This window comes from Arthrobacter sp. 9V (genome assembly GCF_902506065.1).
In the GTDB taxonomy this organism is placed as follows: Bacteria; Actinomycetota; Actinomycetes; order Actinomycetales; family Micrococcaceae; genus Arthrobacter.
In genome coordinates this window covers 4,446,064-4,471,146 of the sequence record NZ_LR732912.1, presented here as the reverse complement: position 1 = coordinate 4,471,146, position 25,083 = coordinate 4,446,064, and the positions used below count along the sequence as shown (strand labels likewise).

19 protein-coding genes are annotated in these 25,083 nt (G+C 59.0%); 9 read left to right on the top strand and 10 right to left on the bottom strand.

Features of this window, described 5'->3' with window-relative positions:
• Window positions 1-289: 289 nt before the first annotated feature.
• From BACI9J_RS20560 to BACI9J_RS20540, 6 genes are all read left to right on the top strand, one after another.
• Window positions 290-1,033: an IclR family transcriptional regulator gene (locus BACI9J_RS20560; RefSeq protein ID WP_159735995.1), complete on the top strand. Its 744-nt coding sequence runs from the start codon at window positions 290-292 to the stop codon at window positions 1,031-1,033.
• Window positions 1,034-1,428: 395 nt separating this feature from the next.
• Window positions 1,429-1,707 carry a hypothetical protein gene (locus BACI9J_RS24795; protein ID WP_442858663.1) on the top strand — a complete coding sequence of 93 codons (279 nt, stop codon included), beginning with the start codon at window positions 1,429-1,431 and terminating at the stop codon, window positions 1,705-1,707.
• A 198-nt stretch (window positions 1,708-1,905) separates the two neighbouring features.
• Window positions 1,906-2,286 (top strand): aldehyde dehydrogenase family protein, encoded by a 381-nt coding sequence (locus tag BACI9J_RS24670; RefSeq protein ID WP_268892002.1) that lies wholly within the window; start codon window positions 1,906-1,908, stop codon window positions 2,284-2,286.
• Window positions 2,287-2,414: 128 nt separating this feature from the next.
• On the top strand, window positions 2,415-3,173 hold the full coding sequence (locus BACI9J_RS20550) for an alpha/beta fold hydrolase (protein ID WP_159735993.1): 759 nt from the start codon (window positions 2,415-2,417) through the stop codon (window positions 3,171-3,173).
• Entirely contained in the window at window positions 3,170-4,402 is a 1,233-nt protein-coding gene (locus BACI9J_RS20545; RefSeq protein ID WP_159735992.1) for an alpha/beta fold hydrolase, read from the top strand. The genes BACI9J_RS20550 and BACI9J_RS20545 overlap by 4 nt, the downstream gene beginning before the upstream one ends.
• A 393-nt stretch (window positions 4,403-4,795) precedes the next feature.
• Window positions 4,796-5,569 carry an SDR family oxidoreductase gene (locus tag BACI9J_RS20540; protein ID WP_159735991.1) on the top strand — a complete coding sequence of 258 codons (774 nt, stop codon included), beginning with the start codon at window positions 4,796-4,798 and terminating at the stop codon, window positions 5,567-5,569.
• Window positions 5,570-6,573: 1,004 nt separating this feature from the next.
• On the opposite strand, the gene BACI9J_RS20535 is transcribed toward BACI9J_RS20540, so the two are convergent.
• From BACI9J_RS20535 to BACI9J_RS20525, 3 genes are all read right to left on the bottom strand, one after another.
• Window positions 6,574-6,834, bottom strand: coding sequence for a hypothetical protein (locus BACI9J_RS20535; RefSeq protein WP_159735990.1), 261 nt, complete (start codon window positions 6,832-6,834; stop codon window positions 6,574-6,576).
• Window positions 6,835-6,891: 57 nt separating this feature from the next.
• Window positions 6,892-7,209, bottom strand: a complete 318-nt coding sequence (locus BACI9J_RS20530) for a hypothetical protein (protein WP_159735989.1) — start codon at window positions 7,207-7,209, stop codon at window positions 6,892-6,894.
• Window positions 7,210-7,655: 446 nt separating this feature from the next.
• Window positions 7,656-8,138, bottom strand: a complete 483-nt coding sequence (locus BACI9J_RS20525) for a hypothetical protein (protein ID WP_236558793.1) — start codon at window positions 8,136-8,138, stop codon at window positions 7,656-7,658.
• A gap of 444 nt (window positions 8,139-8,582) precedes the next feature.
• On the opposite strand from BACI9J_RS20525, the gene BACI9J_RS20520 reads away from it, so the two are divergent.
• Entirely contained in the window at window positions 8,583-9,629 is a 1,047-nt protein-coding gene (locus tag BACI9J_RS20520; protein ID WP_442858662.1) for a PDDEXK nuclease domain-containing protein, read from the top strand.
• A 198-nt stretch (window positions 9,630-9,827) separates the two neighbouring features.
• Here the strand turns inward: BACI9J_RS20520 and BACI9J_RS20515 are convergent, their stop codons facing one another.
• From BACI9J_RS20515 to BACI9J_RS20505, 3 genes are all read right to left on the bottom strand, one after another.
• Window positions 9,828-10,385, bottom strand: coding sequence for a hypothetical protein (locus BACI9J_RS20515; protein ID WP_159735987.1), 558 nt, complete (start codon window positions 10,383-10,385; stop codon window positions 9,828-9,830).
• Window positions 10,386-10,744: 359 nt separating this feature from the next.
• Complete coding sequence (locus BACI9J_RS20510; protein ID WP_159735986.1) at window positions 10,745-14,461, bottom strand: NACHT domain-containing protein; 3,717 nt, start codon at window positions 14,459-14,461, stop codon at window positions 10,745-10,747.
• Window positions 14,462-15,659: 1,198 nt separating this feature from the next.
• Window positions 15,660-16,820, bottom strand: coding sequence for a hypothetical protein (locus BACI9J_RS20505; protein ID WP_159735985.1), 1,161 nt, complete (start codon window positions 16,818-16,820; stop codon window positions 15,660-15,662).
• A 325-nt stretch (window positions 16,821-17,145) separates the two neighbouring features.
• Here BACI9J_RS20505 and BACI9J_RS20500 point away from each other — a divergent pair, with 325 nt between their 5' ends.
• Window positions 17,146-17,967, top strand: a complete 822-nt coding sequence (locus BACI9J_RS20500; RefSeq protein ID WP_159735984.1) for a hypothetical protein — start codon at window positions 17,146-17,148, stop codon at window positions 17,965-17,967.
• Between the two features lie 390 nt (window positions 17,968-18,357).
• Entirely contained in the window at window positions 18,358-18,825 is a 468-nt protein-coding gene (locus tag BACI9J_RS20495; RefSeq protein WP_159735983.1) for a hypothetical protein, read from the top strand.
• Window positions 18,826-19,550: 725 nt separating this feature from the next.
• Here BACI9J_RS20495 and BACI9J_RS20490 read toward each other — a convergent pair.
• The 4 genes from BACI9J_RS20490 to BACI9J_RS20475 are packed head-to-tail and all read right to left on the bottom strand — an operon-like array spanning window position 19,551 to window position 25,058.
• The gene (locus BACI9J_RS20490) at window positions 19,551-20,183 is read right to left on the bottom strand and encodes a hypothetical protein (protein WP_159735982.1); all 633 of its coding nucleotides are present in this window, start codon (window positions 20,181-20,183) and stop codon (window positions 19,551-19,553) included.
• Window positions 20,180-21,871: a type IV secretory system conjugative DNA transfer family protein gene (locus BACI9J_RS20485; protein WP_159735981.1), complete on the bottom strand. Its 1,692-nt coding sequence runs from the start codon at window positions 21,869-21,871 to the stop codon at window positions 20,180-20,182. Before BACI9J_RS20485 ends, BACI9J_RS20490 begins: the two co-directional genes overlap by 4 nt.
• On the bottom strand, window positions 21,868-23,499 hold the full coding sequence (locus BACI9J_RS20480; RefSeq protein ID WP_159735980.1) for an ATP-binding protein: 1,632 nt from the start codon (window positions 23,497-23,499) through the stop codon (window positions 21,868-21,870). Before BACI9J_RS20480 ends, BACI9J_RS20485 begins: the two co-directional genes overlap by 4 nt.
• The gene (locus tag BACI9J_RS20475; protein ID WP_159735979.1) at window positions 23,496-25,058 is read right to left on the bottom strand and encodes a hypothetical protein; all 1,563 of its coding nucleotides are present in this window, start codon (window positions 25,056-25,058) and stop codon (window positions 23,496-23,498) included. The genes BACI9J_RS20480 and BACI9J_RS20475 overlap by 4 nt, the downstream gene beginning before the upstream one ends.
• Window positions 25,059-25,083 lie beyond the last annotated feature (25 nt).

The window sequence follows — 25,083 nt, the reverse complement described above, 5'->3', positions numbered from 1 at the left end:
GGTCCGTGGTAGGTACGCGAGATAGTGAACTCGTCGAGAGCAATGCTGGCCACCTGATTCCAAAGGTCTTGCCAGCGAGGATCCTACGGACTGTGATCACGTAACGCTCGCCTCCGACCGCCTCAGGGTTCTCGACTTTATCGTCGACCCGCATGCGCGCACGTGAAGGCTTGGGGCGAACGCGCCGACCGCCTCAACCTTTACGCGCTCCCGCAAGGTGGGCATCTCATGATAATTTCATAATGTGAAACCTGTTTCGAACGCCTCAAAGCAACCTACCCTTCAAACGGTGGAACGCTCGCTCTCGTTCCTCGAGTTCGTCGCGTCGAGCGACGAGCCGCCCACGGTGCAGAAGGTGGCGGATGCGCTGAGCTTGAACATCACGACCTGCTATCATCTGCTCCGCACCCTGGTCGCCCGGGGCTACATCAAGCGCTATGACAACCTCACCCTCTCGCTGGGCGAGCAGGTGGGGGTGCTCTTCCGCTCCTACCAGCAAAAGATCGACATCGACGATAGCCTGAAGGCACTGGTGGACACATTGGCGTCGAAGACCTCTGAGACCGCGTACCTCTCAGTGCTGGACGGCAAACGCGTCGTCCTTAAGGTGCTTGTCGAGGGATCGCAGCAACTGCGGGTGAGTGGGCTGTTCGTCGGGCAGTCCGGCAACGAGCATCTTCGCTCATCGGGCAAGGCGGTGCTCGCCCATTTGGACGACGAAGCCCGAGCGGCGATGCTGGCGGACGTCGTCGAGGGCCTGTCAGCCTCGGAGGCAGAATCGCTGCTGGATCGCCTCGGCTACGATCTCGACCAGACCCGCAAGCGCGGTTGGTCGATGGACGAGCAGGGCTCGGACATCGGGATCTCCAGCATCGGTGGCCCGATCTTCGATGCCCGAGGGCGCATATACGGAGCGATTGGGATCGTAACCCCGACCACGCGCATGGAGCGAATGCAGGACCACTACGTTGAGTGCGTGCGGGCTGTAGCAGCTGATGCGACCGCCCTCCTTGGCACCGCTCTGACAGCCTGATGGTGAGCCGACCGGGGCCGCTCGACCGGGTCGAGACCGGGCTACTCATCGTTGGGAGCTGGCGACCGTCCTTGTGGATGCAACCCTCGCCGTGCGCGACCCCGCGACAGAGGAGAGCATAGCCTGTGGCGGATGATGTGGTCGCTGCATTTGGCGGCCGCGCCTTCGAATTCGCGGTCGGTCGCGGTGAACAGCTCGCCGGCTAATCACGCTCGAGCAAACCCCTCGCCGAGGCCCCGCGAGGTCGCTTACGACGCAGAATTCCTGCCGTGGTTTTCGGTAGAGGCTGACGGGATCGCGGGCGTTACGGGCTCGCGCCCGCTGGCCGATCTCTGCGGACCGTTGGCGGCAGGTCCGTCGGCCTCTGCCTATTGGTCACCCTGTAAAATTTCCAACTGGCGGTGGCGACACGCCAGATTGCCCCGGTGGTCGCTGCAGGCTGCACGATGGTGCTGAAGTACGCGGAACTCTGCCCATTGCCCCGGACTTCGCTACCATTCTGCTGGAGGCAGGCTGCCATCCGGCGTGCTGAACGTCATTCAGATCACTCATCCCGGCGGGAGTCCGACCGATGTGCGACGATGGCTGGTCCAGAAAGCTCTTCACCGGCTCGATGGCCGTACGCCGCCATTTGGTGTCCCGTGCGGCCCCCAGGGGGCTGCCTACCTCAATGAAGCTCGGCGGTAACGCGCCGTTTGTCGTGTTGCCACACGGAATCGGTTCATCCTTCAGGCGGACATTACCGAAGCGTTCACGCGCGAACTGGTCCGGCCCATGGCCGAATGTGTGCGGCTGCGGGGAGCGATGCCAGGTCGATCGTGGGCCCCTGATCGACGAGGACAGCCGGAGCAAGATCGCTGCACTCGTCGGTGATGCCCGGGGTAGGGGTACTCGTGTGCTCGCATGCGGAACCGTTCCCCGCCGGCCAGGCCACTCTTACAACCCAACCGGTCCTCGTCGTCGTACGTCGCGGCGCTGCGTGCTGTGCGAGGAGATCTTGCCCAGTTTCTCCTGTCGTGACATTCCGCGAGGAGAACGTGGCTGCGGCGATCGCGAACAACACCGAGTTCGGTCTCACCGCCTACGTCTACGCAGGCAACATGGCATGCATGATGCGTATGACTGACCGGGACGCCGGCATGCTCGGGATCAACCGATGGGGTCTCGAATCCGCCGCCCGTTCGGCGGCCACAAACAGCGGGTTCAAGCGCGAAGGCGAGTGGAAGGATCAACGAATATCTCTCGATCCGTGAATCCGGAATCACATTGAGCTTCATTATTTGCAATGAAAATCATATATTGACATCACTTATTTCAGTGGCTATTGTCGAATCGCAGCCCCTCCGGGACTCACAACTACGAATGACAAGGACGTTCTTCGATGACAAACCACACACCCGCACCGGTCGTCTGTCTCCACTCCCTCTTTCTCGACCCGCGTATGTTCGACGGCCTGGCCTCAGCGGGCGATGGGCGTATCGAAGTGATCGCCCCCGAACTGCTCGGCCAGGTGTCACGCGTGCACGATGTGAGGCAGACGGTGACGATGGACCAGGTGACCGATGACGTCCTCAGGACGATCGATGAGCTCGGCCTCGAGCGCTTCTCGCTGGTCGGCCAGTCCATGGGCGGTGACGTGGCGATTCGCATCGCGGCCCGGCGCCCCGCGGCGATCGAGAAGATCGTGCTCCTGGGCTCCTCGGCCCGGGCGCAGTCACAGGAGGACCTCGGCGAGTTCGCGACGCTCCCGGACCGAATTCAGCGCGAGGGGTTCACGCCCGAGATCGTCGACATCGTTATGACCATCATGTTTGGCGCCAGCACGCTCGTGGACAGCGATCGTCTCGACATCCGCGAAACATGGCGAAGCAGGATCGCCGAGCTCTCGCCTGATCTTGTGCACGCCGTGCGCGGCGTGTTCGAGCGCGAGGGCTGCGTCGATCTGCTGCCGTCGATCAAGGCCCCGGCGCTCATTGTGTCCGGCACCGAAGATCTCGGGCGCCCCCCGGCATGGTCCGACGAGCTTTTCGACGGGATTCCGGATGCGCGCTTGCTGCGTCACAAGCACGGTCACAGCCCCATCCTCGAGCTGCCCGAGCTGGTCGTTCCACTGGTGCTGCAGTTCCTGGATCCGCGATGATCGAGACGTTCACATCGCCTGCAGCAGTCCCGCTTAGCGACGAATGGTGGGCGGCACTGGCCGAGCGCGTTAATGCCGACTCCCGCTGGCGTCTGGCCTCAAGGTACTTCGACGGGCGCATCCGGTTCGAATGGGGGACCGGGGCTGTCGTCTTCGAAGTGCGCGGCGGTCGGATCGCTGCGGTCGGCTCTGCAGCTCCGCGCGGCGACACCGTCACCCTCTCGGGCCCCCGATCGGAATGGGAGGCGCTCATCGAAGGTCGCACGGACTGGTTCAGGGCGACCACTCCGGGGCTGGGCGAACTCGTGATCTCGGGCGATGTAGTGACGGCGATGCGCAACTCAAACACCTTCTGGCTACTGTTCGAAGCACTGAGCGAGGCGCCACGCGGCTCGCGGAGTGACGACGCACCGCGATCCCCTGACCCCCTCGAGGTGACGGCCGACGTCGTCGGCCGCTACGCGCTGGTCGACGGCGTCCGCACCTACTACGAGCAGGCCGGTGACGGGCCGGTACTCCTGTGCCTACACGCAGCGGCGCAGGACACACTGATGTACCGGCATGTTCTCACCGAGCTTTCCGACGAATTCCGGGTGATCGCCTTCGATGCTCCCGGGCACGGCAAATCGTCCCCGCCAGCCGAGGGTCTTTTCACCGAGACCAGCCAGCAGGCCGATTTCACTGAGGCGTTCATCCGCACCCTCGGGCTCGAGGAGCCTGCCCTGCTCGGCTGCTCGTTCGCAGGGAACGAGGTGCTCCTCCTCGCCGCACGCAACCCCGAGGCGTATCCCGCGATCGTCTCTGCCGAGGGCGCCGACTACACACCCCGTTTCCCTGATTTCGTGCTGGACATGTTCGCCACCGACGGACACCAGCTGCTGAACGGCTGGGCGCGGTCTCTGTCGGGCCAGCGTACTCCCGAGAACCGGCTTAGCGAGGTGGTTTGGCAGATCAGCCGGAGCACCACCGACGTGATGAAGGCCGACCTCACCGCGTACGGTTCGTTCGACGAACGAGCAGTGATGGACAACATTACGGCGCCGGTGCTCCTCGTGCGCGGCGAGGACGACTGGCTCGTCACGGACGAGCAGGTCGAGCAGACTCGCTCCCGCATCGTTGGTAGTCGGATCGCACGATTGCCGGGCACTGGACACTACCCGATGTTAGAAAACCCACGCGAATTCAATGAAGTCGTTCGCGATTTCCTCCGGAAGGTAGGCAGGAGGTGATGCCACGACGGCGATGCTGGAGATCGGACGGACCGGGTGCTAGCGGTCAGAGCTGGCGAGCGGCCCGTTTCATGCGATCCCCGAACTGTTGCGTTAGCGATCTCATCCGCAGTCAGTCCCCGGGCCGTGCGTGACAGTACGATCGTGCTTTCGGTCATGCCAGGCCGGGTCCACGGCCAAGCAGACAGTCCACGACAAGCACATTGGCAGGAGTGGCAGAGCGTTCCCTTTTTATGTACGCGAGGAGGCGTTACCTCTTCAGGCGTCTACGGTCAAGTCCTGGACGTAGAAAGTCTCGGCGTGCCTGTTCGATATTGAAATCGCAGCCACGGCTTCCCGCCCAATCTGGCTATCCGGCACTTCTGCCGCACGACTCCCACGCTTGGAGAACCTATGTCCTTTTCTGACTACACCACCGCCCTCGTCACCGGGGCTTCCGCCGGGATGGGGGCCGCCATTGTGGAGAGGCTGGCCAAGAGAGGCCTGACCGTACACGCTTTGGCCCGTAACGAGGAACGCCTGGCTGACCTTGCCCAGCGCACGGGCGCCGTACCCCACGTCGTCGACCTGACCAACACTCGGCAGCTGACTGAGCACGTCGAGGAACTCGATGTCGACGTGCTCGTCAACTGTGCCGGTGTATCCCGAACCGGAAATATCCTGGACTCGTCCGAGCACGATATCGACGAACTAGTGGACGTGAACCTCCGCGGCCTTCTGCAACTCACACGGCTGGTCCTGCCCGGCATGGTCTCCCGGGACCTTGGCCACGTGGTCAACATCAGCTCCATCGCCGGCATCTACAACTTCTACGGCCACACCGTGTACCACGCCACGAAGGCCGCCGTCCACCAAATCTCCCGGCAGCTCAGGAACGACACCGTCGGCAGGCGGATCCGGGTAACGGAGATTTGCCCTGGCCGGGTGGAAACCGAAATCTTTGGACGGAACATGGGCGGCACTCCCGAGGCCATGAAAGAAGCCTGGAAGACATACTACGAAGGCTATGAGTCGCTGACCACTGACGATATGGTCAACGCCTTGGACTACGCCATTGATACGCCCCGCCATGTCAACATCGGAATGCTCGAAATCATGCCGACCTTGCAGGTGCCGGGTGGATTGGTCTTCGATCGCCGGCAACCGGCCATCGAGGAAGTTGAATAGTTCCGGTGGAACCGCACTGGACGTGGCTGATCGGCGCCGAGTATCTGTTCGAGCCCGACGTGCTCGTCGAGATCGAAGCAACCGCCATTTCGCACTAGCAACATGAGGCGTCCCGACAGGCTAACGTACCGCGGGGCACTTTAACGAAGTCCAGCAGCGATGACGGATTGCCCCTTTACTGTGGACCACGCCCTGGACACGGTGGGGCTGCCGATGACATCCCTGCGGCTCCTGCAATTCATCGGCGCGCAGGTCCAACTGCATATTTGTGATCCTCGGGGCCAACTATGCATTGCATACCGGAGGCCTGACCCCGCTGCTTGACCGGGAAACCGGCAGCAACTTTAAAACGAATCTGCGCGCAAGAGTACCCACACGGGCATAGCGACCGTGCCGAACCACTATTCCACTACTTACAGGAGAACTAATGAACGATAGCCGGGATTCAATAGGAATTGCTTTGTGCAGGGGCTGCGACGTTACCTCTGCGGGTCAGCAAGTGTCTGAGTAGACGATCAGAGCGCCACGTACAGGCGGCCTGCTTGGCCAGGCGCCCCCGACGTCAGGTTGGGGTGTGCCTCACTGTGAAGGACTGTAGCGCTTTGAAACCAGGGGCAAGGAGGGTTATCGATACGGCTGGGTTAAATGTTCGCAGCGGATAGTACAGCCCTGCCAACCGTTTTCACGGCGGAAATTCGAGCACCTCGTTCATAGGAGAGCTAGCCGAATTATGCTTTGATCTGAAGCCTAGTAAATGCACGTAGAGTAATCGAAGACTCAGGTCGTCATCGAACACTCAATTGCGTCACCGGCTCGAGTTCGTTTCAATGGAAGTTTCGAAAGACGCTTGCTTCATGAAGGCTTTCTTGCTTCCTTCTTCGGGTACGGGTGACTCAAAGCAGCTGGCGAGGTGTAGCAACTACCTGCGTTTTCCTAACGACAGCAGAGCCAGATCGCGGGCAACAGCTTTCCGGGCCTCTGCACGACCTATTTGGCCATCTCTCCTAGACTTCCTTAGACCACGTCGTGGCCAAGGGAATCTCTTCGCCGTTCTTACTGGGCGACAGCGGGTCATAAAAGACAACCTGCTGGTTTTGCTTGCCAGCGCCCACACCAAGCGGTAGAGGTACCAGGTCAAGCTGGTTGTTAGCTTCACCAAACTGTGGGAGGACACTTGGATACATCACTCCGAGGACAACCACCGCCACTTTTCGACTGGAATTGCGGCGATCGAGGCCTGAGACAGGGGGAGCGGTTGTCTTCATCAGGCTCAGGTTCGTTTCCCTTCCCACTCGCTGCATTGAAGCGCGTCTCCCTTCTCATCAGTTGAATGGGACTTCTTCGCTACCAGCTGCTTCATGACGGTACGGGGACTCCCTAGTTGTGCCACATGGCACTTCGGGGTCAACGCGAACGGTGTACTTGCCATAATCGCTTTGTATGATCAGGATTCCCTGCTTACGCTCAAGAGCGGCCGGTATGAGCCGGCAGATGGCACGGTTAAGTTTCTCGTCTTTGCTTTGGGGCTCCTCCGAAGCGAGGACTTCAAGCGCAAGAGGAAGCACCGGGCTTGGGAACAAGACGCAGCCCGTTATTGAGAAGGCAGCGCTGAATTCCGGTTCTTGCGCGTTGTAGGACACAAGTGCTCCTTTACGAGGTCGACCGTTGTGTGCGGTCGGGATTGACGTATGTCTGGTTTTGCCGAATTACACGACCTGTTTGCAGTCGCCTCGTTGGCAGAGGAAGTTCCCACCCGACTGCAAGATAGGTTGAGTTCCTCGCACTTGTCCTGAAAGGAATTCAAGGTCCGGCCGAGGGGCGTCAAGTTGGGGTGTAAATGAATTTAGGCCGGCCAGCTTACCGTCTGACCCGAGCATTGTGGTGAAATATGGGTCATCCGCGCGGACTAAGGCCGATTGTGTTGGTCGTCGCCCTGCCGCTTGTAGCTGTCGCCATTGCCCTAAAATTCGGCAGTACACCGGTAGTGTAAATTAGCTGCGCCGAACCGCGGTAAAAGGCGTCCACTAGGGGAAATAACCGGGGCAGCCCGTGAACATATCACGGCCTGCCGTGATTGAATTGGGTACTACGCCACACGTACCCCGGAAGCCAATTGCAAGGCAACGTCGACGATCATGTCTTCCTGTCCTCCGACATATCCCGCCTTGCCAATCTCCTCAAGGATCTGCCAAGCAGGCACCCCGTAGCGCTCGGAAGCCCGTTCAGCGTGAATGAGGAAGGATGAGTAAACGCCGGCGTAGCCCTGCATGATCGAGGCGCGGTCCATGATGGGCATGCGGGTGATGATGGGTTTCACCACGTCTTCGGCCGCCGCCATCACGCCATGGACGTCGACGCCGGTCTTGATATCCAGGCGTTCGAAGGCAGCGGCCAGTACTTCGGTGGGGGAGTTGCCGGCTCCTGCCCCGAGGGCGAGCAGGGTGCCGTCGATTTGCTTGGCCCCGGCGCGTGCGGCGTAGACGGAGTTCGCAACACCGAAGCTCAGGTTTTGGTGGCCATGAAAGCCTACTTGGGCGTCGCTGCCCAGTTCGCTGATCAAACCACTCACAACGACCCCTAAACCATGGAAACATGCATTAGATGCAGGAAACCTACAGGTGCAAGGGATCCGGGCGCAAATTCAAGTCCGAGCCGAGAACACTTTCTTCCTCGTCAATGCGTTCTGACCTGCGCAAACGTTGGATACGTCGCGGGACGGGAGTTCTCGCAGCTACTTCTACTCCCGTGCTTTAAACACCGATAACGGAGATTATGTCAAGTAAACCAGCGATTATTGCATCCGCTGCACAATTGCTCGCCCAACCGTCGCCTGACATGGGAAACTCTCCGTCACACATCTGCCCCGGCGTCCAGTGGAACCTGCAGCATAGCCGTCGTCGGTCTGAGACCCGAGCGGACGCTGTCGCTGGTCAACGTCGCAATTGTCCAAAGTGGTTTGGACAATTGAGCTGTCGGCCGTTTTCAGGGTTCCCGGTAGTGTTGTTGCGTGTCGATGATCGAACCGGAGCTGCCCAACGGATACAGCGGAACACTGGCCTCATTGAAGGAACTGGTGACAACAGCTCAACTGCGCGCCCAGCAAGCAGCCAGCACGGCGATGGTGGAAATGTACTGGGCCATCGGAGCTACGATCCTTCAGCGCCAAGCCCAAGAACCATGGGGTTCGAAGATCCTGCAACGCCTCGCCTCTGACATGAAGGCTTCGTTCCCGAATATGCGCGGGTTCTCCCGATCCAATTTGTTCTACATGCGCTCCTTCGCGGCCGCTTGGGACTTTACTGATCCAGACACACGGGAGCGGATCAGTGCGCTGGCCTGGGGCCACATCATCGAGCTGCTCAAGCTGAAGGACCCAGAAGTCCGTGACTGGTACGCCGGCATGGCCATTGAGCAGAAGTGGAAACTCACCGTCCTTGAACACCAGATCGCCACAGGCCTGCACAGGAGGATAGGAGCCGCACCAAACAATCTTGAGGCTCGTCTTCTGGCCGATGGCGCCGAATTGGCCCAGAACGTCGCCAAGGACCCGTTGGTTCTGGACTTCCTCGGGCTGACCAGTGAGGCCGAGGAACTGGCCATAGAAGAGGCCATGACCCAACGCATGACCCAAACCTTGGCTGAGTTCGGCCGAGGCTTCGCGTTCTATGGCCGCCAGTATCATCTGGACGTCGAGGGTGAGGACTTCTACATCGACCTACTGCTGGTGCACGTGCCCACAAACCGGTTCGTCGTTGTGGAACTAAAGGCCGGCAAGTTCCGGCCAGAGCATCTAGGGCAATTGAACTTCTACGTTGCCGCAGTCAATGACCTTGTGAAGTTTCCCGGCATGGCGCCCGCCGTTGGGATCCTGGTGTGCGGGTCGAAGCACGAACCAACGGTCCGTTACGCCCTGGACGGTTCCTCCCAGCCCATCGCCGTCACCTCCTACACCTACGAAACGCTCCCGGCCAAGGAACGCGAAGCACTCCCCTCCCCCGCAGCCATCACCGCTGCGCTGGAGCAAGGAACCGTGGGTGACCCTGGAATCACGGACGAGTAGGTTTCAGATCGTGGCTTCAACGACGTGTCCAGTTCTCCGGCACTGGTCACTGCGCTAATTGTCCAAAGCGCTTTGGACAATTGGTCCGAAAGCCTGGGGTATGCGGCGTCGCGGATCAGCTGCTGCAGCGTCGCTTTGCCGCAGATCGTGCCGGGCAAATCTGGTTGATTTTCCCCACGTATGGCAACTAGGCAGCGTTTAGGCCGACTTCCTGGCATCGGTCGTGCCACGCACAGCTTTGCCAGTCAGAGTGAGGGAACCGCTGTCGGTTGTGAAAGAAATGAGGCCGTCGTCGCGGAGCCTGGTAAGGGCGTATCGGGTTTGGGCGCGGTCCCAGTTCATCACGGCGCGGATCTCCGACCATGTGGGTCCATGGCCGCGACGTGTCCAGGAGGCACGGATCATCCCGGTGAGCTGGTCAACAGCGGCAGGGGAAAGCTCCAAGAAAGAGGTTCTAGCGTTGCGGCGCAGCCAGGCGTTTTTGCGGGATTCGTAGCGTGCGGCGACTTTCTCGATGGTAGGAACTTCATTGTTTCTGACCATGGCGTCGGCAATGAGCTGATACTTGGTCCCGGGCCGGTACCTGTCGACAACCTCTGCCAGCTCCTCCACGCGGTCGTCGGTGATCCGTTCGGGCGGGACGATGCGTTCAAGCCATTCCCGGGCGTCCCGCTGCCGCTTGGCCAGGCTTTTGCGCTTCCAGGTGCCCTTGTTCTTTGGCTTGATCGTCTGTGCGGTAGGTTCCCCATCGGCCATATCCCCAGCGTACCTTCGAAGCCCCCGCCAATCCGGCAACCCGATCCAGCGCGGGTCTTATCGCTGTAGGGCCAACGGATCTCGGACCAGGCAGCGCCGCCCTAGGAATAAGACTGGACTAGGTGACTTGAGCGAGATAATGATTCACTCCCAAATCCGCAATCCGGACCAAGATCGTAACGACGGGCCCTCCCCGCAAACGGAGGCAGATAGCGGACGTTATGTCAACCTGTAACGACTCTAAGTGCCTTCCGCGCACACCGTGACGATATGGGAAACGCGGCGCCGACCTTCGATTTTGCCTTGACGGCAGGACTATCGTGTCCCGAAGACGTCCGGTGTTGCGTGCTCGTTGGCACTCAGTTTGCAGCCCAATTTTCGATGGAGGCAATCTCGCCTAGAGCTCGAGGCGTGGGCGTAGCACGGCTCAAATGGGATATGGCCGAGTAGATGAATTTTGCAGGAAATTGCAGTGGCTTCTCTAGGATCCTCCGCGCTGTCGCATCCGCTAAGTGCTCCCAAGACAACTGCTCATGTTGATAGTTCCACTGCCAAGGAAGTTCCCCGTCCTCCACCCATCCCAGTCGTTCGAAGTCAGACACTAACGAACGCCACTGAGCCTTACTGGGGTTAAGGCCCACTGGCCGCAGCATCCAGTCAATGATCATGGGCTGCGTCCATTTGGGAATGACCACAGCTCCCTTTCGAACCATATCCAGTATCCGCTGCTGGGCGAACTCGTCCCCTCTAAGCGCAAAGACGTAAAGACTCCTAAACAGTCCCTCCGCCGTCGTTCCCAGCCATTGTTTCTTGGCTGTTCGAAGTCGACGCGATTGTGGGTTGCTCGCCACTGCCCGCGCGACGAGGCGGAACTGTGGATCTGTCATCTCATGAAGGGCAGACTGGAGATCTCCCATGAGATCCAGTATCGATTCCCCTGCCCAAACGCTCATGTGCAGAGCCCAGGCCTGACGTTGAGATTCCGTCCCCGCAGCGTCCAATTGTCGCTTCCAGAAGTCTGTTCCGTTGGGACGCATTCGGGCGAATCTGACCCGACGGGTCAGGGGGGAGGACTCATCAAAAAGTTCGCTTGCTCCACCACCCCTTTGCGACGAAGAGCGGATTCCGGCCGCAACGTTTGCGATCACATGTGCCATGAATGGTGCGCATTGATCTTCAGATGCAAGCAAGTCCACCGCGGCTTGCCAAGGGCCAAGATCGTTTGCCACCAACGGATTATCTGTTAGAGCGGACTCCAGCGCATCTAGGAGGGCTGCCAATTCTGGCGCCATGCGAGCGGAGGGTGTCAACTTCAGATCGTCTCGGAGGGAGTTACCGAAATCGCCGCTGAGGACGTTGTTCAGATAGGCAGGGCTGAGAAGAGCAGCTAAACGCGTCCATTCACCGCCAAGACCGGCGAATACGATGTTTCCCTTCAAGGCTTCCTCAACTGCTGCGAACTGGGAGGACGAGCTCACCAGCACCGCCCGGCAACCAGCAGCTACTAGTCTATGCTCGAGATCCTTTACTTCCCGCCAGCTGTCCCGTAGCCCATCTATCTCATCAATCGACAGCTTGTCCAAAACACGCAACGCCCTACCTACAGCCAGGTGTCCATCTAAATCTTCTGGAGCGACACCACGGGCCTGATCAAGCCACATGTCTATCAGTTCGTGCTCCGGGATGTGCTTTCGGACTACTCCTGCAAGTCCCAACCCCGGTGCTTGGCTCAGGCATTTGTAAGCAAACTCCCCCAGAGTCCTTCCTCCACAATCGCCGGGGAGATTAAGAGAGAAATCTGCATACCTAACCTGAGAACCAACAGATCCCACACGAATCGTGAGCTCGTCTACTGCGGCTGTGACTACCTTGCGGGTCCAGCTGGGTTGCTGATGGAAGACCCAATCACTGAGGAGATTCACGCTCAGCATGCGTACATACAGCGGCGAATTTGAGCGCACCTTTTCCAACCGCTCAATCAGCTCAATGGCCAAGCCAGGGATCTCCCCAACAGAATAAAAGCCGGCGAAGAATCTCAGCACGTTCTGCCAATAAGGATTCTCTATGAGAGCGGACAAAATCTCTGGCTTAGTCCCGGATTCCGGGCGTCCAGGCGGGCTGTAGGGGGCCGTGTGGTAGAGATGGTGCGCCGCGAAGTACTCACGTAGAGGCTGCACTTCAAACTCAAAAGTGCCTTCAACTCGACTAACGATCGCTACGATCCTTTGAACGATCCCCTGAAAGAGTTCATCTACGGTGTCTGTAGGATGATCGCGCCGCGTTAGCCAATCCCTGATAAGCATCTGCAATTCGCTCGCGGTCAGACGTCCGTCACCGCGTGACTGTTCCGCGTTGGAATGCATCTTCCACGCCAAGTAACCATGAAGATCTATGAGGAGTTGACGATTGTCCCTTACTACCGTCGTCTTCTCCGCCTCGCGATTGAAGAAGACCTCGATGTAGCTCTCGTACAGGGCGGTTCGCTGATCAGGAAGGGACTGACCTCGGACATGAATAAGTGATAGCAGGATGGTGAGCTGCATCGGGTTTCGTGCCAGATCACTCAAGTGAGGAGCCTTTATCTTCTCAGCCAGGATTCCAGTCACCTCCTGCTGTTCTTGGGGAGTGAGACTCCGAGCTGAGCCCCAGCGTCCGGCATATTCCAAAGCAAGCCTATTTGTTATGGATGAAAGGGCGATCGTCGTCCACGTAGTTCGTCCAAAGGTTGGAGAATCCGGCATAGCGCTCGGGCGTGAGGTAACAATTGCCTGCACCGAGAGCGCACCATCAGACAAACGCAGAAGGCCCTTGTCAATCTCCTTAACAACCATTGACCGTTGATCAGGAGTAGCAATCTCATCGAAGCCATCCAACACAATGACAATTGGGGTAGTTGCGGCTAACTCGTGGAGATCGCTAACAGAGAACTCTTGTCCGCCAGATAGGAAGCGGACCTCGGCGGCTATGAACGCTTCAAGTGATGCGGGCAGCCCGTGTTCGACTTCTGTAGATACCTTCCTAGGATCTAATCCGTCCAGCCACGAGGCAAGATCACGTAGATCAATTTTGAAGGGAATCCTAGTCGGCGTGAGCCGATGCGGAGCAGGAATCCGAGCGAGATCTTCTTCCCTCGCGAGGAAATGCATTCGATGGACTTGGCACAGATACTGAGCCAAAGTTGACTTACCCTGGCCGGGAGCACCCTCGACCAGGACGCGTGGAAAGCGCTCCGCTGCTGTGGGATGCAGAAGAAAACTTCCAGCAGGGAGCGCTGGGACGCCAAAATAACCGATGTCGCCATGATCGGCCCATGCCTGGATGCTCCAGTGAGCATGCTCATCCTCAGCATCATCCGTATCTCGAAGAATTTCGAAAAGCATCTTTGAGACGGCGCTGCGTGCAGCTTGCGGCATCTTTAGCTGAGGCGGAAGGTCTCCGGGAACATCGATGAACAAGTTAAGGAGGTCGCTCGCTTGCAGATCCGCCTGCTTGAACTTCACAAAGGCATCGGTTTCGTACTGCGAACGAATGTAGTCCCCTACCGCCTTTGACCGGCGTCTATTGCCTTCCCCGAACCCGGTCTCAAAGAGGCTGCGAACCACGTCAGGAGTGGCCAAGATTTCGGAGTAGAACCACTTGAGATCATAATTTCCAGAGAGGCGAGCATCAAGATCATCGCGCCACAGAACTTGAAAAGGTATATCGAAATGCTCATCAAGAAAGTCATTAACCTTGTCCAGTAGGCCAACATCTGCCTTTCCCGTGGTCGGAACGTTGGTTATCAGACGATATTCCTCTGCTCCCCGAGCCACAAGTCTGTCAATATTGTCCTTTTCACCAAGCACTGCCTTCTTAATCCAAGAGAAATAATCCTCATTAGCATTAATCTGACGTTTGAACTTAACCTGCATGACGATGGAGTTTTGGCTGTTCTTACCTGGTGCAGTACCGTCCCGGCCACCGTCAGCTTGACCCACGGGGAACACTTGGTAGCCCGGATATTCTTTCACCAGCAGCGCTGAGCAGAAGGCTTGGAATCGATCCGGCGTGAACCGCTCGTAGATGTAGTCCCCCATGGACGCTCCGTCTCCTTGATATAGAGGGTGATCCCACGATTATCCACTGAATCAGCAGCACCTTGGCACGCGGCGCCTGACGAAGAGTCTCGCGTTGCACGATAGGTGATCGCCGTCCTCTGCACGACAGCCCGGACCGGGCACGGCGCAAACGTGACACTTGCGGAGTTAGCAACTCTAGACGTGAAATTACGAAATATGGAAAGCGACGACGGATGGGACGCCAACGAGGCCTGATAAGCGGCACAATCGCGGATTCACTTTTGATGCCAGCCGGCAACCCAGGCTCGTCGCGCAATCAACCGCGGGTGGGTCGCCAGGATGGTGCAGGCGGCCGGAGTGCTGCAATTTGCACATCATTCGTGAACCTGAGTGGCTCGCCGTCCTGCTGCGCCGTAAGGTAGAACATACGTGTGGATGTCGCGTTTGTGGGTGTACCTGTGACCTGCTGAAACACTCCATTTCCCCATTGGCCTGGGCTCTATCATCCTCTTCAAATTACGTTGCTTGAGCCGCAAACGGAGATTGTGTCAAGTAGTACTCTGCGTATCTCGTGAGTTGAATCATCCGGGTCCTCTCCGGCGGAGTTCCGCGCCATTGGGTGCGACTGCACATCTTATTCGGCTTCAGGCTTACGGCCTTCTACGCGTTCTCTACCACAAGCGGAATGATCGGGGTTCGCCCAACTTCTGCATGACTGACTGTGACCACTCGGTAAGAGACTCAACGATCTGAGTTTTCAGGAAATCATCCGCTGTTCGGAAATCGCCCGAATCGCTTTGACCCAGCAAAACCTCGAGCCGGTCCAGATGAGAGGCAGATTGGCCCATAAACCCCGCTACCGCGGGTATTTCTCGACACGCAAACTCCGAGTTTTCCACCGCCAGGCGGACTGTTCTGAGGTCGGAACTTCGTGGTATCGGGGCTGTCGGTTGAATGATGAACCCGTCCCTCAGCTGCCCGGCCTGTTCCCGCACTACAACCTGAGTGTCCCAGCAGCGTTGAATCCGCTCCCGTTCCGCGGCGTCGGCATCAATTCTTAGTGGTACGAGGACGCCAATCAGCAGGCCGGAAATCACAAATCCCAAAAATGAGGAGACAACGGAGGTTCTCCTGCTCTTGAGATCAACCCATAGACCTGGCCAAAACCTCTGTCGGCGGGTAAGAATGTTGACCTCAGCGGGCTTTACACTTGCTTTCATTGAAGCGGACCGCGAACTTGGACCTTGAGAACCGAAAGTTTAGACCCATTGTTTGTGTGAGCATACATTTCAGGATACCTATAAATCTGACCATTCGTTGTGAAGTCGTGCCCAGGAACATCCTTAATCATAATTGAAAACTTAATGTAGCATGCTCCTCCTGGACTGTAACTACCAATATTTAGCTGCCCAGGAAGCAGCATGTTGGCAGTTTGTTCCGATACAGATTTATATTTTCCATTTGTTGCACTGTTTGCAATTCTCATGCTGTTGGATACGAGTTCCATTCCATCCGGGAGGTTTAGATCCATTACAACATCGTTTTGGAGCGTGGTTCCGGTATTTTTATATTCGCCACGCATTTCTATCGTTTCTCCCACACGAGCCGCAACGCTGAGCGACAGCGCGTCGCTCTTGGGGGATGCGCCCAGGCTTGCGACAGTGAAGTTTGGCTGATCCAGAATGAAATCGAAAGTTATGTATCCTGCGCACGCTGCATCCTCGCCAACCAATTGCCCATCCAGTTGGTTGCAGCCGAGTGGCGTCCCTGTCGTGTAGAGATCGTCCGGAAGCGTCAAGCCGCTGACCCGCCCCTTCGAATGAACGACAGCACTGCCGGGAACGTATCTCAGGGCAACTTCCGACGACGGATTGTCTAGCCTGATAACAGCACTGTCCCAAACCTCGTGAGGATTCGAGTTTGAGGCGGCAAGGAAAGCATTTAGCTCCCCCACCCCTTTGATCGAGCCTGGGGCCATAACTCGAACCGTGGTGTTCGTAGACGGAGCGACTACCTGTGATGAGGCAGCATTTTTATACATAACAATGGCCGTGTATGTCTCCCCAACCGCCACCACTAGTTCATCTGTATATTCCGAATTTGGCGCTTCCTTGTTTTTCACCTGTACGAAGTTCCGCTCATCTCCCCAAGAACTTCCGATGAGTGAGTTCAAAGTGACGTAATCGGCCAGAGCATCTGCGGCAAAGGTAGGTCTATCCGGCCCCCAACCGCCTAGTCCTTTCGATTCCTCGACGTTGTCATCAGCGGGGCTACTCTGTGCCGAATCCGACGACTCGGCTTGCGGAGCCTGGGCAGTGCATGATGGCACCAGGGCGATCAAGAGGAGGAACATGATGTAACGAATAATTTTCATCATCGAAGATCTCCCAAGTTAGTGGCAGTGCCTAGACAAAGAGTAGATCGTGGAGCACTAGCATGGGCGCGCGAACGGAAGACGTTTCACTTTTGGGTGCCATTGTTACGTAGTAGGCTTGTGCCCAAGGGGACGTCTTCATGCGGTCCAAGTCCAAGAGCAATGCTTCCATATGCCGCTCTCCGCCCCTTGTTCGTATACCCTCAGAATCTCCATTCTGCTCAGATTCGTATTGGATGGGTGCGCATTGGTCGATAAACGTTCTCAGGAGAACTTGAAATCGTTAGTCTGGATTGGGCGACCCGATTGGTCTCGCGACCAGTCAGCCGTGTCTTTTGGAAGCCTCATCGTAGCTGCGGGTGCGCTACTACTCTCGCTGGTCATCGGGGTGCAGAACTGGAATGCAGCTAAGAGCGCCTCGGATGGATCAGCTCAGCAGCTGGCCGAGCAAAAACGAGCAAATGACATCAACAGCGACATGCTTGACAGAATCAACCAGTCCGCTTTGAGCGGAGCGAATCCTGACCCCACTGATCAGACGGCAACGCCACAATCCACGGGATGCTCAAGCGGTGGAACCCCCATCCCCGTTGGCTGGGGTCCAAGCCGACCCATATTCACTGATACAGCAACGCCACAATATGCGCTCTTTAACTCCGTGCGTGACAATCCACACCTAGGAGATGAAAGAAGCTTCTACGCCATAAAGGACGCTAGCGACGTCGATGGCTTGTGGAGAAAGCATGTGAAGGTTGAAAAAGGACACACATATTTCATTCGTATTTATGTGAGAAACGATGCCGGTGATACGCGGGCAACGGCCACGGGAACGACGGTTATGGCGAATCTTCCTACATGCACAGGCACGTCCATCGCAAGCAACGCCTGGATCAGATCAAATGACGCCTTCCCGAACGAACTCTGGGACGGTGTCTCTATGCTTTCCGATACCCTATTTAATGTGGCCTATGTAGACGGTTCCGCAGCCGTCTACAATTCGGGAAGTAGTCCATTCAAGCTCACCTCAACAGACTTTCTTGAGCTGGAAGGGCAGAAGATAGGCTCTGACAGCTTGGACGGTGTCGTGCGGCCCGGCTATGGCAACGTCGTCTACATAGTGTTTGAAGTAAGGCCGCAATTCGCTTCCTAAGCAAGTTTGTGCAGGCAAGTTCGGGCTCCAGCCGCTCACGTCAGGAGTCGTCCGCTCTCGTTTCATTCATCAGCTGCTCGATGTCGGGGCAGGTAGGACAGTCATGCTTCCACGGCGCCTTGAGTTACAGAGAGCTGCGTGACGACGCCGACTTTTCACGCTCCTGCCTCCGCTCGAGTGTTCAGCAATGGGCACAATCGATGATTCCCGGACGTTCGTCCCCAACCAGCTCAAAACTGTAAAGGAAGGGGTTGGCCACCTCGCGGTCTCCCCTTTCGTCAGGCGCCTCCAGCCCAAGATGCGCGGTGGATTTCCGCCAGATTTCCCGGTGTCTGCTTTCCCCTAGTACGCTCAATTTAACTTCCGCCGTTCTGGAAGCATCTCGTAAAGGTGCGGCATGGATTTCGGAATAGTTGCGCGGGTCATCGCTCTGGTGACCGTATCCCGCCAGAGCTGGTCCGTGAGGCAACAGCTGCCACAGGCGGATACCCCTTCCTGATCCAACTCATCGGCTACTTCCTCTGGAGAGAAGCGGAGAAGAACAACGGACACCTCTCCCCCGCAGCAGTCGGCAGAGCCGTAACCGCCCGAATCCGACGCAACGAAGGCGTCATCATCGGAGCAGCCCTCGCGGCCGACTCAGCCAAGGACCGCGAGTTCCTCCATGCCGTGTCCATCGACGACGGACCCTCAACGGCAGCCGATATCATCCACCGCACAGGATCCCGGCTAGCCCTCATCGCGAAATACAGGAACCGCTTCCTTGACGCCGGACTTATCGAATCGTCCGGACACGGCAAAGTTGACTACGCTCTTCCCGGCCTTCGAGAGTACCTACGCAAGAACCCCGACTCCTAGCTTTAGCCACAGGGCTATGGGCGAAGTCGGGGCTTCCCGCGCCGCACTCCCCCAGGACGTAATACTGAGCCGTACGGTGGCGGTGTCGGAAGTGCTTGGGCTGATACCTTCGAGCAAAGCCGTCTTGGACGCTGCTGGCATCACACACCACTCGAAGCCCACCAAACATAGCCGGCCGCGCGCTGGGACGGCCGGCGAATGGCTTTCGAGTTGCTCACCAGCTTTAACTTGTTCGAACCACTACCTGGACGGGCCAAGTTGACGTACTCCTCGGCGACCGGCCGACTCTCCCTTTGGATTGAGCTCCCAGCCTTCACGTTTTCTGTACGGACGACGGCTCTCACCTTTGAAAATGCCGGGTTCTGCGGTGATCCATCACGTCGGCGCCCAAGTCAATCCCGTTCGTTAGTTTCTCTCGGCTTCAACCTATGGACAGGGACTGACAACACAGGCCGACACCACTAGCTGCTACCGGCTGGGGTTCCCGGTGCCGAAATTGGCGAAGCCCCGGTCAAATAGCGGTTGACCGAAGCTTCGGTGGCATTATGCCCACCCCAAGCTTGAGGTTGGCTGTGAGGACACTCGACCACCGTGGGTACGTCTGCCTTGAGTTCGCGTCCCTGGTCGTGCTGGTTTGTCGGGCGTGGGCCGCTTTGGGTTCGGCCTGCTGCCCAGATTGGATGAGCTTACGGGTGTGCGCTCTTGTGCCGTCCTGTGGAACCGGGTCAGCCATCCAGGGTGGCGATGAAGGCTGTGAATCCGTCGTCTGTGGAAGGCTCGGACTTGGGCCGGGGGTCCTTGTGCGTGGGGATGCACGCCGAAAGACCCCAGTTGCTTTTGGTGATCCGCGCCATGGCGGGCCACAGGATCCGTTCGTGCCAGTACGCGGGGGCATCTTTGGGGGTGTGGTGGCCGTAGTAGGCTGCCCGCCAGGCGATCCACACGCCGATAAGTTCTTCCAAAACGGGGCCGTGGCGGTACCAGCAGCCTAAGATCCTGGAATCGGTCGTGACACCGTAGCGGCCGTTGTACCAGTCAACCCATTGACGCAGTTCTGTGAGGAGGGCTGCTCTGCCGGGGCCGTCCAGTTCCTTACAGTTCCAGGGCGCCGGCTTCTCGGCGGGCGGCGTCTGGAGAAGATCCCCGACCAGTCCAACTAGGCCGTCGACGTCTGCGCGGAGCTGGCCCAGCTGGTCGTCATGGTCCAGGACTAGTTCCTCGACGGAGGGCAATACGCCGTCGCCGTCAACGCCAGCCGGAGCGTTGCCGGGTGCCCCGGCTTGGTTGCCTGCACTGGTGTCTTCCGGTGCAGGGTCCTCGTCCGGTAAGGGGATGTCGGCGTAGAGGTCTTCGCTCATGCGGTGATCCGGCGGGTTAGGGCCTCGGCGGCATGTTTGTCCTTTTTGATCTGCTCGACGTCATCGCGTTCCCAGTACGGGGTCAGTTCCACGACGGCCGGGCGGACGTTGGTGTAGTGCATGAAGGCCTTGCCTTGTTCCAGTTGCTGGATCTTGTGGGCGCGGATTGCAGGGCGTTCCTCTTCGCTGGTGGTCTTGGACGAACCGCCCTTGCCCCGTGACGTGGAAACACGCTGATGGGTGGTCGGTCCGGCGGCTTTGGCGATGGTTTCGAGTTCGGCCATTTCTTCCAGGCCGGGAAGGAACAGTCGAAGGGAGGATGTCCCGCGGATCGCTTTGGCCCCGTCGTCTCCCCAGCGGGCGCGGTTCTGGGCGAATGATTGGCTGAATCCGATGATGCGGATACCGCGGCCGCCGGAGTCCGAAAGGGCACCGGCCATCTTCGGAAACGCTGCAACGTTGGGTGCTTCATCCAGAACCATCGTGAACACCGGCCACAAACGACCGCCGGCGCGGGTCTGGGAGATCTTCTGGGCTTTACGAAAGACGTGGTCCGCGAACATCGTCACCAACGGAGCGACCGGGGAATCTTCCCCGTCCGTGAGCAGATACAGGGTATTTGCCCCGGTCAGGAAGTCGTCCACGTTGAACCCCTGGTCCTCGGCAGGGGTGAGGAATTTCAGGGCCTTAGGCGAGGACAGAGGCTCCAGCAGCCCGGCAAGGGTCTCCTGGATCGAGTCCACCGTTTCGCCTGCACGGGAGGAAGTCAGCGCCTGAAGGCGTTCAGCGAACGCGGCAGGTGCCCCATGTTCACGGAGAATTTCCAAAGGTTCGGGATCCGCGAAGTTGTTGGACCAGCGCACGACGTCCTCGATGGTGCCGCCATCGAGCGCCGCGGCGTGCAAGAACCGGCCCAGGATGGCTGCGGCCTTGGAGTTGAACCAGTCCCCGTTCTTCACGTTCCCCATCGGCTGGGCGCCTGCCCAAGCTTTACCTCGGGCGAGAGCTTCATCCGGGTCTTCACAACCGGCCACAGGGCTCCAGCTAATCGTGTCGGGCCACCCGGAAATGTCCTGTAAGTCAAAGACCCGCGCGCGGCCGTGCCGCTTGCGCGTCACCGCCGTGTACATCAACAGGTCGTTTTTCGTGGACGTCGCCAGCACCGGGCCCGGGGCATCCAATACGATTCCGACAGCGATATAGAGGGTCTTTCCTGAGCGTTGCGGTGCGTAGACCCACATGGAATCTTCGTGCTGGACGTAGAGGACTTTGCCGTCGAGTTTGAACGCAGGGACGATGATGTCCGCTTCGGTCGCATCTTCGGGCAGGTGGAGTGACTGCCGGGCTTTGGCCAAGGCTGCCTTCTTGCCCATCCGGGGCTCGAGGTCCTTGTACCGGGGCAGGCCGTCGTCCTTCGGCTTGTTGCCCCCGAGCACGACGGTTAGGAACGCGATGCCCAGGAAAGCGACCAAGGCGAGGACGATCAGGATGTATGTCGCCGCTTGCGGCCATGCGAAGGTGCCGTGTTTGAACCGGGCCACCAATTCCGTGAAGTTGGTCCAGGGCATCCCGGTTGGTGTCAGGAGCTCACCGAGGAATGCTGAGACCCAGGCGAGGCCCGTCAGCACGACAACGAAGCCGGCGAGGCCCATCTTCATCAGGGTGTCTGTTGAGGTTTGCTTGCTCATGCCGGGATGACCTCCATGGCTTCGTCGGTGGATTCTTCGGTGAACGCGATGGTGGAGGTGGATTTCATGGCACCGTCCGTGTCGGTCAGTTCGACTTCGAGGGGGCTGCGTACGTGGATGGCTTCGAAGGGGTCGTATTGGTCGATTTTGAACAGGCAGGTGCCCTTGACCAGTTTGGTGATCACTTCGGCCGTCCCGACGGGGAGGGTGAACATTTCTTCGCACGCCAGGGCGTCGGCGCTCTTTTGCTGCTTGTAGAGCAGGACGGTGCCGCATTCTTTGAGCATGGAGATCGCCGGGCTGTCTGCCGGGATGTCGGAGATATGGTGGAACGCGAACTGGCAGGACAGGGACAGGGCGCGAGAGAGTTTGGTGTTGCGGCGGGTCACCGTGGTCACCGACCCTTGGACGGTGTGCCAAGCTTCTTCAATCAGCAGCACCGTCGGGACTGCTTCTTCCTGCCGGTAGAGGGTGTTGGCCAACCAAGTGTTGATGATCGTCATGACGATCGGCAGCGCCGGACCATCTTCTGGAAGCAGCGAGACGTCAAAGACTGTCAGGCCAGCGTTGAGCTGAATGTCCGAACTGGTTTCCCCGTCGATCAGGCCTGCGAGGTCATCTTCGATCATGCGTTCAAGCTCGAAGGCCGGATCCTGACCCCACTCGCGCAGTTCCTCCACCGTGAGGTTCGTGGCCTTCGCGGCGTCTGCGTTAGGCGCGTAGAGGGCTTTAAGGACGTGCCCGATGTGCGCGACTTCCCCGGCCTTCTTCGCATCCGTCAAAGCCTGCCGGTGCGCCATACGTACCGCCTTGCCTTCCTTGGGCGTCATCGGCCGGCGAAGGGCTTCTTCCATGACAGCACGGACCAGCATCGACTGACCGGCCGGGGTGCGGAACGCTTCGGCGCTGTCGTGGGTTTCCTCATTCAGGCGGGCAGCGATACGGGGATCGAGGATGTTGATCCGGGATCCACCGCCACCAATGCTGAACCGCACCGGAGCGACGCCGAGCTTCCGCGCAAGGGGTGTGTACTCGCCGCCGCCGACGTCCTTCTGGTACTTCTTATCGATGACCACGACGCGGCGGCCGAGGATCAGCTGACGCAGCACACCCCAAGTCTTCATGGCCGAGGACTTCCCCTGGCCAAGGTCACCGATGTAGCAGACGTTCGGGGATTCGAGGGTGTCACCGTAGGCGGTGAACGGGTCGTGGACGATCATCCACCCGGACCCGGCGTCGACGCCGAACACCAGACCGCGGTGCGACGTCGGAGGGGAGGCAATCGCCATGTGGGAGAACTCCATCTGCCGTGTCGAGGACGCGATGCCCGGCGCTGCCGGGTCATAGAACCCCAGCTTCGACGCGAACGCCCACTTGCGATCGTGATGCCACCGTGTCTGGGCGTTCGCTTTGGCCTCGGCCAGCTCACGCTCCTTGGCTTCCTTCTTCTCAGCCCTCTTCACAGCCTTCTTCGTCAGCGGCTTCTTAGGGCGCAAACCATCGGCCGTGGTGTCCGCTGCTTCCAGCTCAAGCTTCCCGGCACGGACCTGGGCCTTGAGGGACCGCTTGGATTTGCTGGCCACAGCCCAAGGCAGACTGAGACGCTTGACATCGTTCGTGGTGCTCATCGGATTCCCCTCGTGAACGGCATGGTGGCGATCAGGGCAAGGTCGTTGCGGTGATCCAACCAATCAATGAACTCGATACCGGCATCGGAGGCAGCTGCCTCAACAATGTCGGTAGTGGACAGAATCTCGTTCGCGTCCTCCACCGCGAAAGAGATATACAGCCCGTAAGCCGCGCCGTGATGGCCGGAACCGGGCTTCAGATCCAGGAGGCGCTGGGTGGAGGCACCCATCAACACTTCTTCGGTGCCGTCGGTGACGACACCGGACTTGGCCACCTCGTTCCCCTTTGCCCGGTCCATCGCGGCATCCGAGCGGGCCTTGGACCGGGCACTGCGCGCATCTTCAAGCTCCATGACCATTGACACTGAGTGCACGACCGCGGGCTGGATGCCGCTAATGATCGCTTCCAACGCCTCGACCGGGATGGGTGCGGGACTGAATGCAGGGGCCGGCACGTAGCCGGTGCGGATGTGCCAGTGGTCATTCACTACCACCGAGATGGGCGACGCTGCGCCGTCCAGGTGCTGCCAGCAGTCCATCAGGTTGGCGCCGTCGTAGTCGTCAATGTCGAAGTCCGGGTCCTGCAAGTGACGCAGCAGCGCGGCCATGGCCTCAGGTCCAAGGGGCCGCGAGTTCGTGATCGAACCCATCATGGACGCCTGGGCCATGGCTGAGCGGATTTCCTGATAGATCGCCTGACCGATAGCTTCATCCCCTGCCCCGTACGCTTCCGCGCGGCGGTAGAGTGCCGGGGAGCCGGGGATCCGGAACGTCTCGTAGGTACGGTGCTGTTCGGACCGTGAACGGGTCGTCTCGCACAGGTCACCGTAGGACTCCAAGAGGATCCGTGGAACATTCTGTGCGACGCGTTTTTTGACCCACAGCAGGTGGTCGGCCGAGTCCATCGGCACGGCGCGGGCGAGGGTCTGGACATGGGTGACCAGGGACTGTCGGCGGGCCAACCGGGCGAGGTACTGGCCACGGGCGACGTGTCCTGATTCTTTCCGGTATTCCTCCCGGATTCCCGAGGAAGAACCCATGACTTCCATCGTGGCCGTGTAGTAGGACTTCTTGACCTTGCCCTGATGCCGGAAGATGACCAGCGGACCTTCCGGGGTATCGATGGAGAAGTGGCGGACGGTGCCGACCATGAGCGGGGCGTTGTCCTTGTGCCGGATCGGTACCTCGATCATGCCGTTCGCATCGGCGCGGTCACGGTCCTTTTTCCCGGCTTTGATCATCCGCGTCTGTGGACGGTCCTTGACCGGGACGTAGACCAGGGACTTGTTCTTGGCCCGGATCTTCTTGTGTCGGAGTTCAACGAAGAGAGCGCCCAGGGAGCGGTGGCCGGAGAGCTTGTTGGGTGTGGTCAGGATGACCCCTGCCAGAACCAGCACCACGGCGCTGATCCACGCCACGACATTGCTGCCACCGGCGAGCACGATCAACAATCCGGTACCGACGGCCACTGACAGACCGATCCATTCCGGTGCCGTCCGGTTTCCGCCGAACAGGCCACGGCTCTGGACCTCGCCGCCGACAACAACCATTCTTCCCATGACTACCTACTCCTTGCCGTACTTC